This window comes from Streptomyces roseifaciens, assembly GCF_001445655.1.
In the GTDB taxonomy this organism is placed as follows: domain Bacteria; phylum Actinomycetota; class Actinomycetes; order Streptomycetales; family Streptomycetaceae; genus Streptomyces; species Streptomyces aureoversilis.
This window is the reverse complement of sequence record NZ_LNBE01000004.1, coordinates 3,369,489-3,385,221: the sequence shown is the minus strand read 5'-3', so window position 1 is coordinate 3,385,221 and position 15,733 is coordinate 3,369,489. Positions and strand designations below refer to the sequence as shown.

General features: G+C 74.2%; 13 protein-coding genes and 1 tRNA gene. 10 read left to right on the top strand and 4 right to left on the bottom strand.

The window, feature by feature from the left end:
• Window positions 1-3 precede the first annotated feature (3 nt).
• The 3 genes from AS857_RS32270 to AS857_RS32260 all read left to right on the top strand — a co-directional run bounded on the left by AS857_RS32270 (window position 4) and on the right by AS857_RS32260 (window position 2,027).
• Entirely contained in the window at window positions 4-567 is a 564-nt protein-coding gene (locus AS857_RS32270) for a GNAT family N-acetyltransferase (protein ID WP_058047204.1), read from the top strand.
• 151 nt (window positions 568-718) lie between these two features.
• Window positions 719-1,852 carry a divisome protein SepX/GlpR gene (gene sepX, locus AS857_RS32265; protein ID WP_058046687.1) on the top strand — a complete coding sequence of 378 codons (1,134 nt, stop codon included), beginning with the start codon at window positions 719-721 and terminating at the stop codon, window positions 1,850-1,852.
• 101 nt (window positions 1,853-1,953) lie between these two features.
• Window positions 1,954-2,027, top strand: a tRNA-Ala gene (locus AS857_RS32260).
• A 106-nt stretch (window positions 2,028-2,133) separates the two neighbouring features.
• Here AS857_RS32260 and AS857_RS32255 read toward each other — a convergent pair.
• Window positions 2,134-4,470, bottom strand: coding sequence for an alpha-N-acetylglucosaminidase (locus AS857_RS32255; RefSeq protein ID WP_058046686.1), 2,337 nt, complete (start codon window positions 4,468-4,470; stop codon window positions 2,134-2,136).
• 240 nt (window positions 4,471-4,710) lie between these two features.
• Between AS857_RS32255 and AS857_RS32250 the strand changes: the two genes are divergently transcribed.
• A complete protein-coding gene (locus AS857_RS32250) occupies window positions 4,711-5,943 on the top strand; it encodes a sensor histidine kinase (RefSeq protein WP_058046685.1) in 1,233 nt (410 codons plus the stop codon).
• Between the two features lie 86 nt (window positions 5,944-6,029).
• A complete protein-coding gene (locus AS857_RS32245) occupies window positions 6,030-6,524 on the top strand; it encodes a hypothetical protein (RefSeq protein WP_058046684.1) in 495 nt (164 codons plus the stop codon).
• 27 nt (window positions 6,525-6,551) lie between these two features.
• Here the strand turns inward: AS857_RS32245 and AS857_RS32240 are convergent, their stop codons facing one another.
• Complete coding sequence (locus tag AS857_RS32240) at window positions 6,552-7,058, bottom strand: GNAT family N-acetyltransferase (protein WP_058046683.1); 507 nt, start codon at window positions 7,056-7,058, stop codon at window positions 6,552-6,554.
• Window positions 7,059-7,093: 35 nt separating this feature from the next.
• On the opposite strand from AS857_RS32240, the gene AS857_RS32235 reads away from it, so the two are divergent.
• Window positions 7,094-7,882: an exodeoxyribonuclease III gene (locus AS857_RS32235; protein WP_058046682.1), complete on the top strand. Its 789-nt coding sequence runs from the start codon at window positions 7,094-7,096 to the stop codon at window positions 7,880-7,882.
• 212 nt (window positions 7,883-8,094) lie between these two features.
• On the opposite strand, the gene AS857_RS32230 is transcribed toward AS857_RS32235, so the two are convergent.
• A complete protein-coding gene (locus AS857_RS32230; RefSeq protein ID WP_079110768.1) occupies window positions 8,095-9,006 on the bottom strand; it encodes a MerR family transcriptional regulator in 912 nt (303 codons plus the stop codon).
• A gap of 162 nt (window positions 9,007-9,168) precedes the next feature.
• Here AS857_RS32230 and AS857_RS32225 point away from each other — a divergent pair, with 162 nt between their 5' ends.
• The 4 genes from AS857_RS32225 to AS857_RS32210 all read left to right on the top strand — a co-directional run bounded on the left by AS857_RS32225 (window position 9,169) and on the right by AS857_RS32210 (window position 12,051).
• Window positions 9,169-10,692: a flavin-containing monooxygenase gene (locus AS857_RS32225; protein ID WP_058046681.1), complete on the top strand. Its 1,524-nt coding sequence runs from the start codon at window positions 9,169-9,171 to the stop codon at window positions 10,690-10,692.
• Window positions 10,689-11,567 carry an SDR family oxidoreductase gene (locus AS857_RS32220; protein WP_058046680.1) on the top strand — a complete coding sequence of 293 codons (879 nt, stop codon included), beginning with the start codon at window positions 10,689-10,691 and terminating at the stop codon, window positions 11,565-11,567. The genes AS857_RS32225 and AS857_RS32220 overlap by 4 nt, the downstream gene beginning before the upstream one ends.
• 99 nt (window positions 11,568-11,666) lie before the next feature.
• Window positions 11,667-11,849, top strand: coding sequence for a hypothetical protein (locus AS857_RS32215; RefSeq protein WP_058046679.1), 183 nt, complete (start codon window positions 11,667-11,669; stop codon window positions 11,847-11,849).
• Window positions 11,850-11,865: 16 nt separating this feature from the next.
• Complete coding sequence (locus tag AS857_RS32210; protein WP_058046678.1) at window positions 11,866-12,051, top strand: hypothetical protein; 186 nt, start codon at window positions 11,866-11,868, stop codon at window positions 12,049-12,051.
• A gap of 106 nt (window positions 12,052-12,157) precedes the next feature.
• On the opposite strand, the gene AS857_RS32205 is transcribed toward AS857_RS32210, so the two are convergent.
• Window positions 12,158-15,538, bottom strand: coding sequence for a S41 family peptidase (locus tag AS857_RS32205; protein WP_058046677.1), 3,381 nt, complete (start codon window positions 15,536-15,538; stop codon window positions 12,158-12,160).
• Window positions 15,539-15,733: the final 195 nt, after the last annotated feature.

Below are 15,733 nucleotides of genomic sequence, written 5' to 3'. Positions count from 1 at the left end.
CGGATGCGCGACCAGCACGCCTGGCGGGAGGTCAACCGGCGCAACCGCGACTGGCTGCGCCCCTGGGAGGCGACGATCCCGCCGCCCCCGCCGGGCGGCCCGGTCGCGCACCGCCCCACGTACCGGCAGATGGTGCGCCACCTGCGGGCCGAGGCCCACGCGGGGCGCATGCTGCCGTTCGTCATCGACTACCGGGGCCGGCTGGCCGGCCAGCTGACCGTGGCCGGGATCACCTGGGGCTCGATGTGCTCGGCGCACATCGGCTACTGGGTGGACGCGGCCGTCGCGGGCCGCGGCGTGATGCCGACCGCGGTCGCGCTCGCGGTCGACCACTGCTTCCGCTCGGTCGGCCTGCACCGCGTGGAGGTGTGCATCCGGCCGGAGAACCTGCCCAGCCGCCGGGTGGTGGAGAAGCTGGGCTTCCGGGAGGAGGGGCTGCGGCCCCGCTACCTCCACATCGACGGCGCCTGGCGCGACCACCTGGTCTACGCGCTGACGGCCGAGGAGGTCCCGGAGGGGCTCCTGCAGCGGTGGCACCGCTCCCGGCCCGGGACTCCGCAGAAATAGAATAGATATTCGAAAGTGACCGTCAATCGACGGTATTCGAGTGGACTCGGTCTCAACAATCACAAAAAAAGTTCGAGATATCAGCCGGATCGTGCGACACACCGGGCCAATTGGCGGAATCCCCTGCGCGTACCCCTCTACGGTGTGAAGTGTGAGCAGCAGCGGCCTCATCTACGCAGTCATCGTCGGGGCCTGGGCCGCCTACTTGGTGCCGATGTGGCTCCGTAGGCAGGACGAGCTCAATGAAGCCCGTCCGACGGAACGCTTCAGCACCGCCATCCGGCTTCTGTCGGGCCGGGCGGGGATGGAGCGCCGTTACGCCAAGGACCTGGAAGTGCGCGCCGCCGACGACGCGCCGGTCTCAAGCGAGCCCGGGGAGCCGGCGGCCCGTGCGCCCGAGCCGGAAGCGCCGACCGAAATGGTCGACGTCCGGCCCTTCGGCATGCCCGGAGCAGGGGGCGGGGCCCCGGCGGAAGCGCCGGGCTCCGCGGGCCCGCCCGGCGGCCCCCAGGGCTCCGCGGCGTCCCCGGGCGCCCAGGGAGCCGCGGGGGAGCGCGCCGCGGCGTCCGCGACCCCGACAGCCGCCGCCGCACGCGCCCGGCGCACGAAGGTCCTCGCGCGCCGCCGCCGCACCACGGTCCTCCTCTTCCTGACCTTCACCGTCGGCGCGATCGTCGCGGGCGTCGGCGGGCTGGCGTTCCTGTGGGTCCCGGCCGTCCCGGCGGTGCTCCTCAGCGCGTACATCGTGTACCTGCGCATCCAGGAGCGGCGCCGCTTCGCCTTCACCATGGACCAGCGCCGCGCCGAACTGGCCGCCCAGCGCCTGCGCGAGGGCCGCGTCCGCCCTCGCCAGGCGGCGGACGCCCACGACGCCGCGGACCCCGTTGACACCGTCGCCCACCCGTCGCCCGCCGCCGAGCGCCCGGCCGAGCCCTCGCCCGCCGCGGGCCGCCGCGCCCTCGTGGAGCAGACCGACCACGCCGAGTGGGTCGACCAGCAGCGCGACCGCGGCGCGGCCGAGGGCTGGGACCCGGTCCCCGTCCCCCTGCCGACCTACGTCACCGCGCCGGTCGCCCCGCGCGCCGGCGACAGCGTCGACCTGGGCGCCCCGGACACCTGGAGCTCCGCCCGCTCCAGCACCGCCGACCCGGCGGCCGACCGGGCGCGCGCCGCCGCGGAGGAGCGCCGCGGCTCCCGCCCCCGCCGCCGCCCCCGCGAACGGGGCCGCACCCCCCTCTTCGACCAGTACGCCGACGACGACCGCCCCCGCGCCGCCAACGAGTGACCCGCGCCACCGCGCCACCTCCAAGGGGCCCCCGCTGCTGACCAGCGGCGAGCGGATTTCCGAGCACCCGGATGGGGGTGCTAGAGTTTCACTCGTTGCAAGGGCCTGTGGCGCAGTCCGGTAGCGCACCTCGTTCGCATCGAGGGGGTCAGGGGTTCGAATCCCCTCAGGTCCACAACACATCAGAGCCCCCGTCGGAGAAATCCGGCGGGGGCTCTGACGTATTGTCGGGCCGTATTGTCGGGCCGTATCGTCGGGCCGGGTTGCCGGGCCGGGCGCGCTCAGAGCCGCCGTGCCACCTTCCGTGCCACCTTCACGACGTCCCCCGCCGGCTTCGTCCGCAGGGCCGGGCGGCGGCGGATCCAGTCCTCCTCCAGGGCGTACCAGTCGATCGGCTTCGGCTTGCGACGGGCCGACAGGGACGCGTCCAGTTCCGTGAAGTACGCCGTCCAGCGCTTGCGGTAGAGGCCGCCCACCAGGCCCGACCACTCGCGGTTGGCGTAGTCGTGCAGCTTGCCCGCGTCGGCCGAGGGGCGGGGGCCCCAGGTGGTCAGCAGGGTCAGGGCGTCGTGTTCGAGGCGGTCGCGTTCGGCCGGCGAGGAGCCCCAGGCGCGGGCGGCCGTCGTCCAGCGGCTGAGCAGGTGGTGTTCGTCGGTGGCGACGGTCTCCTCCAGGAGGGCCATCCAGTCGAGCCATTGGCGCGTCAGGTCGCGGAGCCGCGACCGGTCGCCCGCCTCGAAGGCCGCCTTGATGCGGGGGAGGAGGGTGCGGCTGCGGTTGGCGATCGACTGGCGGGTCACGTCCAGCAGGTCGTAGCGGTAGGCGGAGCTGCGGCGCAGGGCCGGGGCCACCGCCAGGAGTTCGGGGAGGGCCTCCTCGAAGGCGTCCGGGTCGTAGCGCAGTTGCCGGGGCGACCAGGCGGCGGCGTGGGTGACGGCCAGGTCGGGGCGGGCGCCGAAGAGGCCGTCGGCGGCCTCGCTCCAGCCGTCGGCGCGGGTCGTGCCGTAGGCGGTGCGGCGCAGGACGTCCCAGGCGCGGACGGCGTGCGCGTCGGCGGCGCCGTAGCGGTAGCGGGGCCACTGCGCGAACCAGTCCTCCAGGCCGACCCGGCCGTCCGTCCAGGCCAGGTCGCTGAAGAGGGCGAGGGCCGCGGGGTTGTTGTCGGCGGCCTCCGGCATCAGGGCGATGCCCTTGAGCGCGCTGCCCCGCTTGGTGCGCCAGTCCTCGAAGAGGGCGGCCCAGTCGCGGGTGTTGGCGCCCATGGCGGTGTGCCCGCCGAAGTTCCAGATGGAGCCGAAGGCGTACGGGGTGCCGCCCCAGTCGTCCTCGCGGTCGGTGACCTGGGGGTAGTGGTCGGAGACCCCGTCCAGGATGAGCATGCGCTTGCGGTCGACGGCGTCGACGATCTCGCGCCGCGGGTTCTCCTGCCAGCCCAGGATGGCCCACATGGCGCGCGGGTGGGCGGCGCGCAGCGCCTTCTCGACGGCGCGGGCGGCGTCGGCGACGGGCACGTCGCCGGGCTTCCCGCCCTCGTGCAGCAGGTCCATCTTGTACATGGACGTGGCGCCGTAGAGCTCCTTCTGGACCCGGTAGAAGGTCGCCGCGACGCGGCGGAAGTGTGCGGTGCGCGGGTCGAGCCAGTCGGGCCGGCGGAAGCCGCCCCAGGTGCCCTGCGGGACGGTGCGGGCGCCGGGGTTGCGCTTGGCGAAACCGGGCGGCACGGTGCCGTAGTAGCCGGGGAACACCGGCGTCATGCCCAGCTCCCGCAGCCTGGCCACGATCTTCTTCGCGAGGGCCGTGCGGCGCTCCAGGAGCCCGGCGGACAGGGGGCCGCCGTAGGACTCCATGTTCTGCAGCAGCCACCACGGCTGGTGGGCCGGGCCCGGCAGCCAGGCGCGCAGCTCGGCGTCGCCGTAGCCGTGCGCGCGGAACGTGCGGTGGTAGACCGCGTCCGCGCCCGCGTAGACGAGGACCTCGTTGAAGCCGTGCAGCGCCAGTACATCGATTTCGCGCTGCCAGTAGTCCCAACCGTTGTAGGGCCCGGTGTAGCCGTCGTTCGTGTCGTTCAGCACGAAGCGGTGGGTGACGTTCGCCGCCCGGACGAGGGGGGTACGGACGCCGGGGAGGCGGTCGGGGAGGGCGGTCTGCTCCCCGTTCCAGGAGAAGTGGGCGTGGGCGACGTGTCTGAGGTACCAGTGGAAGCCGGTGAGCTGCACCGCGGGCGTCGTGCCCGACACCACGATCGCGCCCGCCCGCCCGGACACCCGGAAGGCGTCCGCGCCGCCCTTGCGCGGCACCGTGCGGAAGGTGACCTGGCGGTGGTGGCGGGGCAGCAGCCGGACGAGGGCGGCCGCGGCGGCTCCTGCGGCTCCTGCGGCGGCGGGCGCGGCCCCGTCGTCCTGCTCGGCGTCGGGGATTCCCACCGAGGAGCTCTCGTCCCCGGCGGAGGTCACGTCCTCGAAGTCGGCGGCGGACTCCGCATCGGGGCTCTCCGCGCCTTCCGCGTCCTCCGCGCCTCCCGTGCCCCCGGGCACGGCCGCGGCGGCCACGCCGGGCACCGCGCCGGCGGCAGCCGCTCCTGCGAGGGCGCCGAGGAGCCTGCGACGGGCAATATGCATGAGTGACCTCCACCGTGACGAGCGTGACGCTGCAGCGACTGCAGCGACTGGACCGGACCACTGAGGCGCGGTGATCCTACGAGCAGATGACCGCCACACGGCAAGGACGCGGTCGGCAAACCAGCCACGCCGGTTACATTTGGCACGAATGGCCCCATCGGAACGCCCCGACCTGATAGGCCCACCCCGCCCGGGCCCCGCCACCCGCCGGTCCGACCCGCCGCCGAGGAGCCAGAAGCCATGGGACTGCGCACGAAGATCGGCGTGGCCATCACCGCCACCGCAGCCCTGGTCGCCGTCATCATGGGGCTCGTCGTGCACCACCGCACCGCCCGCAACCAGCTGGAGACCGCGCGCGAGGCCATCGAGGGCCGGCTCGTCACGGCCGTGGAGGACCACGCCGCGGGCGTCCACCGGCCGCGGACGCTCGTCAACCCCGGGCACATACCCGGGCCGCTGCGGAAGGCCGTGGAAGGGGGCGGGCGCGCCACCTACCTGGACCGCAGCGGCTCCGTACCGATGCTGTGGGCCGCCGGCCGGCTCGGCCGCGACACCATCGTCGTCAAGCACCCCTACGCCCGGCAGGCCCAGAACCTCCGCAGGCTCGACGAGGCCCTGTGGTGGGCGGGCGGCCTGGGCACCGCCTTCGCGGGCGTCGTGGGCGTGGGCCTTGCGACCGTCGCCGGCCGCCGCCTCAACGCCTCCGCCCGGACGGCCGAGCGCATCGCCGACGGCGACTTCAGCGCCCGCCTCAAGCCGCGCGGCGGGCAGGACGAGATCGCCCGCCTGATCGTCGCCGTCAACACGATGGCCGACGCGCTGGACGCCCGCCTGCAGGCCGAGCGCGAGGTCACCTCGAACATCGCCCACGAACTGCGCACCCCCGTCGCGGGCCTGGTCGCCGCGGCCGCGGTGCTGCCGCCCGGCCGGCCCGCCGAGATGGTGCGGGAGCGGGCGGAGCGGGTCCGGGCGCTGATGGAGGACGTGCTGGAGGTCGCCCGCCTGGACGGCTCCGCCGAGCGCGCCGACGCCGAGGTCCGGGCGCTGGGCGAGCTGACGCGGCGCGCGGTCCGCTCGGCCGTGGCGGACGGCAAGGAGGCGGCGGAGGTACGGGTCGTGCGCGACTGCCTGGTCGAGACCGACGCCCGCCGCGTCGAGCGGATCCTGGCCAACCTCGTCACCAACGCCTTCCGGCACGGCGGCGCCCCGGTGACCGTGGAGGTCGACGGCGGCACCGTCCGGGTCCGCGACGGCGGCCCCGGCTTCCCGCCCGACCTGCTGACCTGCGGCCCGCAGCGCTTCCGCACGGGATCGCGCTCGGGCCTCGGCCTGGGGCTGACGATCGCGGCGGGGCAGGCGCGGGTGCTGGGCGCGGGCCTGGCCCTCGCCAACCCGCGCGGCGGGGGCGCGCAGGCGACGCTGGACCTGACCGGCTCGGTGCGGGACGGGGCGCCTTCCGGCGAGCCGTCCTGAGGCCGGGCTTCCCGAGGCGCCGGGTGTCCTGAGGTGCGGGGCGTCCTGAGGTGCGGGGCGGGCCGACTGCCCCAACAGTGGATGCCATGAAGGAAGACAACGTCCTCTTCTTGAACGTCGCCTCGCCCGAGAAGGGCCACCGGGCGCTGGACGACCTCCGCGCGGGGCACACCGCCGGCCGGTTCACCCTCCGCGAGGGCGCGGTGATCGCCCGCGCGGACGACGGCAGCCTCGACTTCCCCGACGCCGTCGACAACTCCGGCACGGCCCGCGCCTTCGCCGTCGGCGGCCTGATCGGCGGCCTGCTGGGCATCCTCGGCGGCCCGCTCGGCATCATGATCGGCTTCGGTGCGGGCGGCCTGATCGGCGGCGTGCGCGACGCGCGCGAGGCGACGGGCGCGAACGCCGCCCTGGAGATGCTGGCGGCGGAGGTCCCGCCGGGCAGTACGGTCCTGGTGGCCGAGATCGCCGAGGACGGGCCGGAGGAGGCCGACGAGATCCTCGCCCACTACGGGGAGGCGACGCGCTACCGGACGGAGGACATCCGCCACGAGGTGGAGGCGGCCATCGCGGAGAAGTGAGGCGGGGGCGCCGCGGCGGAGGCCGGGTCAGCGGGGCGCGGGGACCAGCGGAACCAGTGGCTTCGTGAAGCAGCGGCTGCCCTCGTGGTACCGGTACAGGCCGAACTTCTCCGCCGCCGGCACCGGCGCGTACCCGCACGACACGTACAGGGACATCGCCTCGGGCTGCTGGTTGCCGGTCTCCAGGACCATGCGTATGCGGCCCGCCTCCCGGGCGCTGTCCTCCAGCTCCGCGAGGATCCGCCGTGCCAGGCCCCGCCCGCGCGCCTCCGGCACCACGTACATCCGCTTCAGCTCGGCGTCGCCGTCCGCGTAGCCCTCGCCGCCCGCCTCCCGGGCGCGCCAGCCGCCGGTGGCCACGGGGGTGCCGCCGGGCTCGTAGGCGATGAGATATAGGCCACGCGGCGGGGCGAACTGGGCCGGCTCCAGCGGGGTGACATCGCCGTCCCCGTACCGTTCCGCGTACTCCAGTTGCACCCGGTCCTGGAGCTTCACCGCGTCGGGATGGTCGTATGCGACCGGCAAGATCTGCATTCAAGGCATCGTACGGAAGTCGGTATCGTGCCGGAATGCTGACCGTTACGAGCGTAAATGTGAATGGGCTGCGCGCGGCCTCCAAGAAGGGCTTCGTGGAGTGGCTGGCGCAGACCGGGGCGGACGTGGTCTGCCTGCAGGAGGTCCGCGCGGAGCCGCACCAGCTGCCCGACGAGGTCCGTGAGCCCGAGGGCTGGTACACGGTCCACGCCCCGGCGGCGGCCAAGGGCCGGGCCGGCGTCTCGATCTACTCGCGGCGCGAGCCGGAGGCCGTGCGCATCGGCTTCGGCTCGGCCGAGTTCGACGGCAGCGGCCGCTACGTGGAGGTCGACCTCCCGGGCGTGACGGTCGCGAGCCTCTACCTGCCCTCGGGCGAGGTCGGCACGGAGCGGCAGGACGAGAAGGAACGCTTCATGGCGGAGTTCCTGCCGTACCTGGTGGCCCTGAAGGCCCGCGCGGCGGCGGACGGCCGTGAGGCCCTGGTCTGCGGCGACTGGAACATCGCCCACACCGAGGCCGACCTGAAGAACTGGAAGGCCAACCGCAAGAGCGCGGGCTTCCTGCCCGAGGAGCGGGAGTGGCTGACCAAGGTCTTCGAGGAGTACACGGACGTGGTCCGCGCCCTCCACCCGGGCGTCGAGGGCCCGTACTCGTGGTGGTCCTACCGCGGCCGCGCCTTCGACAACGACTCGGGCTGGCGCATCGACTACCTGGTCGCGACGCCGGGGCTGGCGGAGCGGGCGCTGAAGGCGACGGTGGAGCGGGCGGCCTCGCACGACCTGCGCTGGTCGGACCACGCGCCGGTGACGGGCGTCTTCGGCTGAGCCCGCAAGGGCACGGGGGCCCGAGCCCGCGAGGGAGCGGGCCCTCCCGCGCTTTCGGCGCAATCACGCCGTTTGCGTGAGCAGACCTTGGCTTCCCGCCCTCCGGGGCGGGCCGGGCTGCTTCAATTCTCTTCTGCACGAGCACTGTTGGCCCGACCGGCCGGCGTGCGGGTGTGGTCGCGGCATGGCGCGCCCGTGCGTCCTCGCCGCCGTCAGCCGGGTCTGGCGGGTCCCGGTTCGCCGGCGGCGCCGTGCGCACCGAGCCGGGTTTCGAGCTCGGTGCGCACGCGCCGGTCCACGGCCATGGCGAGCTCCGCGTCCACCACCGTCCTGGCGAGGGCGCGCAGCCGGCCCAGGCTCTCGGCGGCGCCGGCCCCGCCCGGCGGCAGGCCGGGCAGCACGTGGTCCCGCAGGAGGCCGGTGAAGGTCTCGGCCAGGGCGTCCGCGTGGGCCCGCACCTCGCGGCCCGCGGCGAGCACCGCGGCCAGCGGGATGCCGTGCCGCACCAGGTCGGTCGAGGCGTCGAGGAGGCGCCGGCTGACGTGGACGATCTCCTCGCCGTCGACGCCGAGGTAGCCGAGGTCGAGCGAGGCGGTCACGTTCTCCGGGGTGACCTCGCCGGCGAAGCGGTCGGCCAGCTCCTCCGGGGTGAGGCGGACGGCCGCCTCCTCCGCCCACGGGACGGTGATGGCCGCCCCCGCCAGCCCCAGCAGCTCGCCCACGTCCCGCCCGCACTCGAAGGCGCTCAGCAGCTCGGCGATCCCGCCGAGGGTGTGCCCGCGCTCCAGGAGCGCGCCGATCGTGCGCAGCCGGGCCAGGTGGTGGTGCCCGTACCAGGCGATGCGGCCCTCGCGGCGCGGCGGCGGGAGCAGCTTGCGCTCGCGGTAGAAGCGCAGGGTGCGGACGGTGATGCCGGCCTCCTCGGCCAGCTCCGCCGTGCGGTACTGCCGCGCGTCGGCTTCGGGCGGCTCCGTGGTGACGGTCCCGTGCCCGGTCGCCCCGGCCGGCCTTCCCGCGTGGTGCTCCGGCCTGTCCGCCCCGGTCGTGCCGGCCGTCCCCGTCGGCCGTGCCGCACGGCGTTCCCCGGCCGGGCCCGTCGCACGGCGGCCCCGTTCGTCGCCCATCGCGCCCCCTTGTCCGTGGCCCCGCGCGAAGCGTAAGCGTACGTGCGACTGCCGGTAACTTCCTTTCCCTGTACCCCTATCGCTCCGCCGGGGCACTGCCCTACGCTCCCCATCGTGCCAGTGATTGCTGGCGCAGTTGTGTCGGATCCGGGAGGCGGCGGCATGGCCGAGCACGAGCGTCAGCACGTACGGGTGGCGGTGATCGGGTCCGGCTTCGGCGGGCTGGGGGCGGCCGTCCGGCTGCGCCGCGAGGGGATCACCGACTTCGTGATCCTGGAGCGGGCGGACTCCGTGGGCGGCACCTGGCGGGACAACACCTATCCCGGCTGCGCCTGCGACGTGCCCTCGTACCTGTACTCCTTCTCCTTCGCCCCCAACCCCGCCTGGCCGCGCAGCTTCTCGGGCCAGCCCCACATCCGCGCGTACATGGAGCACGTCACCGACACCTTCGGGCTGCGGCCGCACCTGCGCTTCAACTCCGAGGTGCAGCAGCTGCGCTGGGACGCGGAGCGGCTGCACTGGGAGGTCACCACGTCGGCCGGCGACTACACCGCCGACGTCGTCGTCTCCGCAGCCGGCCCCCTCGCCGACCCGCGGGTTCCCGAGGTGCCCGGCCTGGACTCCTTCCCCGGCCGGGTCTTCCACTCCGCCCGCTGGGACCACGACTACGACCTGCGCGGCAAGCGCGTCGCGGTGATCGGCACCGGCGCCTCCGCGATCCAGATCGTGCCGGGCATCCAGCCGGAGGTGGGCCGCCTGACCCTCTTCCAGCGCACCCCGCCGTGGGTGCTGCCCCGCTTCGACCGGCCCGTCTCCGCCGCCGAGCGCTGGCTGCACACCCGGCTGCCCGCGACGGCGGCGCTGCGCCGCGGCGTCCTCTGGGGCATCCGGGAGCTGCAGGTCAGCAACTTCACCCGGCACCCGGAGCGGATGCGGGTGGTCGAGAAGCTGGCCCTGTCCCACCTGCACAAGGCCGTCAAGGACCCGGTCCTGCGCGCCCGCCTCACCCCCGGCTACCGCCTGGGCTGCAAGCGCATCCTGCTCTCCAGCGACTACTACCCGGCGCTCGCCCGGCCCAACGTGGACCTGGTGGCCTCGGAGCTGGCCGAGGTGCGGGGATCGACGCTCGTCGCCGCCGACGGCACGGAGGCCGAGGCCGACGCCATCGTCTTCGGCACGGGCTTCCGGGTCACCGACATGCCGATCGCCCAGCGGGTCACCGGCGTCGACGGCCGGACGCTCGCCGAGGCCTGGAAGGACGGCATGGCGGCCCTGCGCGGCACCAGCGCCGCAGGCTTCCCCAACTTCCTCACCGTCATCGGGCCCAACACCGCGCTCGGGAACAGCTCGATGATCCTCATCATCGAGTCCCAGCTGAACTACCTGGCCGACTTCATGCGGCAGTTGGACACCCTCGGCGGCAAGGCGGCGCTCGACGCCCGCCCCTCCGCGGTGAACGCCTGGAACCGGCACGTCCAGCGCCGGATGGAGCGCACGGTCTGGAACACCGGCTGCCGGAGCTGGTACCTGGACGCCAACGGCCGCAACACCACGGTCTGGCCCGGCACCACCGCCGAGTTCCGCAGGGTCACGCGCCAGGTGAACCTCGCCGAGTACCAGGTGCTGCGGCCCCCGCGCGTCCCGCGCAGGGCCGTGTCCGCGACGGCTGCGGAGGCAGCCCGATGAGGCGCGTGAGCCTGGAGGGGCAGGTCGCCGTCGTCACCGGGGCCGCCCGCGGCCTGGGGGAGCAGCTGGCCCGCAAGCTGTCCGCGCGCGGCGCGTGCGTCGCCCTGGTGGGCCTGGAGCCGGACCGGCTGCGCCGCGTCGCCGCTTCGCTGCACGAGGACGCCGCCCACTGGCACGCCGACGTCACCGACCACGAGGCCATGGAGCAGGTGGCCCGCGAGGTCAAGGCCCGCTTCGGCAAGGTCGACGTCGTCGTCGCCAACGCCGGCGTCGCCGGGGGCGGCCCCGTCGCGGACTCCGACCCCGTCACCTGGCGCCGCGTCATCGACGTCAACCTCGTCGGCAGCGCGGTCACGGGCCGCGCCTTCCTGCCCGTGCTCGCGGAGAGCCGCGGCTACCTGCTGCAGGTGGCCTCGCTCGCGGCGATGACCCCGGCGCCGATGATGAGCGCCTACTGCGCGTCGAAGGCCGGCGCCGAGGCGTACGCGCACTGCCTGCGCGGCGAGGTCGCCCACAAGGGCGTGCGGGTCGGCGTCGCCTATCTGAGCTGGACCGACACGGACATGGTGCGCGGCGCCGACGAGCACGAGGTGATGCGCGAGATGCGGCAGCGCCTGCCGTGGCCCGCCAACCGCACCTACCCGCTCGGGCCGACCGCCGACCGCCTGGTCGACGGCATCGAGCGGCGCTCGGCGCACGTGTACGGGCAGGCGTGGCTGCGGCTGCTGCAGGGCTCCCGCGGGTGGCTGCCCGGGGTGCTCGCGCTCGGCGCGCAGCGCGAGATGCGGCGGTTCGAGCCGAGGGCCGCCGGGATGCGCGCGGGGCTGGTGGGCGCGGGAGGGGCGGCGGACGAGAAGGAGCGCACGGGGCCGTAGCGCAGCGTAGTCCTACGATATGCGGGCTAAGATGGTGGATGTCAGGCTGTTTCGGGGTAAAACGCCCCGATTTCCCCTCGCTGAGGAGTGAGTGCAGCCATGGGCATCAAGGACGAGATGCAGGGCAAGGCCCAGAAGGCCAAGCAGAAGATGGAACACGCCAAGCAGCAGGCGCAGCAGAAGAGCCAGGACGCGCAGGACCGGCTCAAGGAGCGCCGCGAGCAGGAGAACCGCCAGCAGTCCTTCGACGACCTGCGTGACGAGCTCGACGACCGCACCTGAGGGAGCTCTGAGTCTCATGGCCAAGGGAGACAGGGCCAAGAGCAAGGCCGAACAGCAGAAGGAACAGGCCGATCGTGCCGGTAAGGCCGGCAGCAAGAAGGCCAAGGAGAACGCGAACGACAAGGCCCGCCAGGAACTGATCCGCAAGGAGCAGGAGGAGTGGGACCGTCGCGACACGTTCGACGAGAACTTCGAGATCTGACGGCACCTGACGGCATCTGACGGCGGCTCCGCGTAAGGGGCGCACCTCATGGAGGGGCGCCCCTTACGCCATGCCCGGTCCTCACGCCGTGTCGCGCCGTGCCCGGTCAGCTCCTTCTTCGCGGCGGCAGCTCCGGCCGTCGCAGGTCCGGCGCTCCCGAGTAGTCCGGCGGCTGTGCCGCGCCGTGCCGCTCCAGCAGGTCGAGCGCGATCTGCACGGCGTCGTCCAGCTGCCGGTGCCGGCCCTCGGCCCAGTCGAGCGGGGTGCGGTCGATCTCGACGTCGGGGTCGACGCCGCGGTTCTCGACCGTCCAGCCGTACTCGTCGAACCACGCCGCGTTCATCGGCACCGTGATCGAGGTGCCGTCCCCGAGCCGGTGCCGGCCGGTCATCCCGACCACCCCGCCCCAGGTGCGCAGGCCCACCACCGGGCCGATGCCCTGCAGCTTGAACGCCGCGGTGATCATGTCGCCGTCGGAGGAGGTCATCTCGTCGGCGATGGCGACGACCGGGCCGCGCGGGGCGTTGCTCGCGTACGACACGGGCTGGGCGTCGCGCGTGAGGTCCCAGCCGATGATGGTGCGGGTGAGCTTCTCCACGACGAGCTCGCTGATGTTGCCGCCCGCGTTGCCGCGGACGTCGACGATCAGGGCCGGGCGCGACATCTCCATCCGCAGGTCGCGGTTGAACTGCGCCCAGCCCGAGCCGCCCATGTCGGGGATGTGCAGGTAGCCGCACTTGCCGCCGCTCAGCTCGCGGACGACGGCGCGGCGCTTGGCCACCCAGTCCTGGTAGCGCAGCGGCCGCTCGTCGACCAGCGGGACGACGGCGACGCGGCGCGCGTGGCCCTCGCTTTCGGCCGGCCGGAAGGTCAGCTCGACGGTGGTGCCGCCGGCGGCGGCGAGCAGCGGGTACGGGCCCGCGACCGGGTCCACCGGGCGGCCGTCGACGTGCGTGAGCGCCGCGCCCTCGCGGATGCCCGAACCGGCCAGCGGGGAGCGGGCCTTGGAGTCGGAGGAGTCGCCGGGCAGGATCCGCCGGACCGTCCAGGAGCCGTCCTTCTGCCGCGTGAGGTTCGCGCCGAGCAGGCCGATGGCGCGCTGGTAGTGCGGCGGGCCCTCGTTGCGGCGGGCCGGGACGACGTAGGCGTGCGAGGTGCCCAGCTCGCCGAGGACCTCGCGCAGCAGGTCGGCGAAGTCGTCGGGGGAGGCGACCCGGTCGACCAGCGGCCGGTACTGGTCGAGCACCGCGTCCCAGTCGATGCCGCACATCCCCGGCTCCCAGAAGTACGCGCGGACGATCCGGCCCGCCTCCTCGTACGCCTGCCGCCACTCGGCGCCGGGGTCCACGTCGTGCAGGATGCGCCGCATGTCGATGAAGACCGTCGACTCGGGGTCGGGGGTGTCCGTGGCGGGGACGGCCCGCAGGTCGCCCTCGTCGTGGACGACCAGCCGGGTGCCGTCGCCGCTGACCGCGAACCAGTCCAGGGAGCTGGTGAGTTCGCTGCGCTTGGCCTTGGCCAGGTCGAAGTGCTCGAGGGTGGGGCGGCCGGAGGTGTCCGCGGGGTTGGCGAAGGTCTCGCCGAGCGCGCCGGAGATCGGCCAGCGCAGCCACACCAGGCCGCCACCGCTGACCGGGCGCAGCGCCGAGTACTTCGAGGCGGCCACCGGGAACGGTGTCACCCGGCTCTCCAGCCCCTCCACCTCCACCAGCGTCGGCCCGCCGGGCCCGGTGTCCTCCTGGTCGAGCCCGCCGCCCGCGGGCCGGCCCTCGGCCGACAGCGCGAACGGCGAGGGCGTCGCCGAGGACAGCGGTACGAGGTAGGGGCGGCAGCCCAGCGGGAAGGACAGGTCGCCGGTGTGCACGTCGTAGACCGGGTCGAAGCCGCGCCACGACAGGAAGGCGAGGTAGCGGCCGTCGCGGGTGAAGACCGGCTGCTCGTCCTCGAAGCGGCCGTTGGTGACGTCCACGACCGTCCGGTCCTTGAGCCGTGCGATCTTGATCTGGCGCAGGGAGCGGCCGACGCCGGGATGCGACCAGGCCAGCCACTCCGAGTCGGGGGAGAAGGCGAGGTCGCGCACGGGCCCGTTGTCCGACCGGATCAGCTCGCTGACCTCGCCGGCGCCTGCGCCTGCGCCCGTTCCCGCGCCTTCGCCGGATGCCGTGCCTCCGCCGGACCCGGACGCCGTGCCGTCGTCCTGTCCTGTGCCCTCTTCCGCTCCTGTGCCCTCGTCCTCGGCGGAGGTGTCCACGAGCAGCAGCCGGCCGTCGTGCGTGGCCAGCGCCAGCCGCTCGCCGTCGGGGGAGGCCAGCGTCTCGTGCACCCGCCCGATCCGGCCCGCGCCGAGGCGGCGCGGCTCGGCGGGCCCGGCGGCGCGCGGCAGCTGGGCGATCTCGATCGCGTCCTCGCCCTCCGCGTCCGTCACGTAGGCCACCCGCCCGGAGGCGCCCAGCATCTCCGGCAGCCGCACCCGGACGCCCGGGGTGTCGGCGATGGTGCGGGCGGGGCCGTCGCGGTGGGTGAGCCAGTAGAGGCTGCCGCGCACCTGGACGGCGCTCGCGCGGCCCGTGGTGTCCACGGTGACGCCGTCGACGTTGGAGGCGGCCTGCACCTGGTACGGGCGGCGCCCGGCGCGCGGCCCGCCCAGCGTCACCTCCAGGCGGCGCGGCTTCCCCTCCGGGCCGAGGTCGTCCACCAGCCACAGCTCGCCCGCGCACTGGTAGACCACGCGCTCGCCGTCGGTCGAGGCGTGCCGGGCGTAGAAGTCGCCGTGGTCGGTGTGGCGGCGCAGCTGCGAGCCGTTGGGCAGACAGGAGTAGAGGTTGCCGACGCCCTCGTGGTCGGAGAGGAAGACGATGCGGCCGCCGGCGAACATCACCGAGTCGAGGTGGCCGTGGAGGGCCGGCACCAGCCGGGTGCCGTGCAGCCACATCCGGCCCATGGCCCCGCCGCGGTAGCGCTTCCAGGCGGCGGGCTCGTGCGGGGGCTTGCCGGCCAGCAGCAGCGTGCGGTGCTCGCCTTCGACCTCGCCGATCGCGATGTCGGACACCGGCCCCCAGGGCAGCCGCAGGCCCGGGCTGCCGTCGGTCGGCACCCGGTAGGCCCACGAGAAGTACGAGAAGGGCTGGCCGTGCGAGGACACGGCGAGGACGTCGTAGCCGCCGTTGCGGTCCGAGGGGGCCCAGCCGCAGACGCGGGTGTCCGTGCTGCCCCAGTAGGTGAGCCGGCGGGCGGGCCCGCCGTCGACGGGGGCCAAATGGATCTCGGGGTCGAGGCTGCGCCAGTTCGTGTAGGCGATGTGGCGGCCGTCGGGTGAGAAGCGGGGGTGGCCGACCCGGGTGCGGTCGACGGTCAGCCGCCAGGCCCGGCCGGACGGGGCCGGGGATCCGGCCGAGGGCTCCAGGGGGGCCAGCCACAGGTCGTCCTCCGCGGTGAAGCAGAGGAGGCCGCCGTGGAGATGAGGAAATCTCAGGTAAGAATCACTCACTCCACCATCGTTTCGGCCCCCGGGTGGCGCGGCAACTCGGTCGGCCGGGTCCGCACCGTGACCGGCGGCGTCGTGACGGGCCGTGACGGGGAACACCGGCCGTGACGGAGAACACCATCGAAACGGCGTCGTTTCGCTGCGCCCCCGCGTACGCTCATGGTGTACGAAACCGTTTCGTACGAGATGTGTTTCCCG

What these genes read in the sequence shown, in the direction of transcription:
- AS857_RS32220 (WP_058046680.1), top strand. Translation starts at nt 10,689, where the DNA reads ATGAGGCGCGTGAGCCTGGAGGGGCAGGTCGCCGTCGTCACCGGGGCC.
- AS857_RS32270 (WP_058047204.1), top strand. Translation starts at nt 4, where the DNA reads ATGCGCGACCAGCACGCCTGGCGGGAGGTCAACCGGCGCAACCGCGAC.
- AS857_RS32215 (WP_058046679.1), top strand. Translation starts at nt 11,667, where the DNA reads ATGGGCATCAAGGACGAGATGCAGGGCAAGGCCCAGAAGGCCAAGCAG.
- AS857_RS32255 (WP_058046686.1), bottom strand. Translation starts at nt 4,470, where the DNA reads ATGCATATTGCCCGTCGCAGGCTCCTCGGCGCCCTCGCAGGAGCGGCT.
- AS857_RS32250 (WP_058046685.1), top strand. Translation starts at nt 4,711, where the DNA reads ATGGGACTGCGCACGAAGATCGGCGTGGCCATCACCGCCACCGCAGCC.
- AS857_RS32245 (WP_058046684.1), top strand. Translation starts at nt 6,030, where the DNA reads ATGAAGGAAGACAACGTCCTCTTCTTGAACGTCGCCTCGCCCGAGAAG.
- AS857_RS32235 (WP_058046682.1), top strand. Translation starts at nt 7,094, where the DNA reads ATGCTGACCGTTACGAGCGTAAATGTGAATGGGCTGCGCGCGGCCTCC.
- AS857_RS32230 (WP_079110768.1), bottom strand. Translation starts at nt 9,006, where the DNA reads ATGGGCGACGAACGGGGCCGCCGTGCGACGGGCCCGGCCGGGGAACGC.
- AS857_RS32225 (WP_058046681.1), top strand. Translation starts at nt 9,169, where the DNA reads ATGGCCGAGCACGAGCGTCAGCACGTACGGGTGGCGGTGATCGGGTCC.
- AS857_RS32210 (WP_058046678.1), top strand. Translation starts at nt 11,866, where the DNA reads ATGGCCAAGGGAGACAGGGCCAAGAGCAAGGCCGAACAGCAGAAGGAA.
- AS857_RS32240 (WP_058046683.1), bottom strand. Translation starts at nt 7,058, where the DNA reads ATGCAGATCTTGCCGGTCGCATACGACCATCCCGACGCGGTGAAGCTC.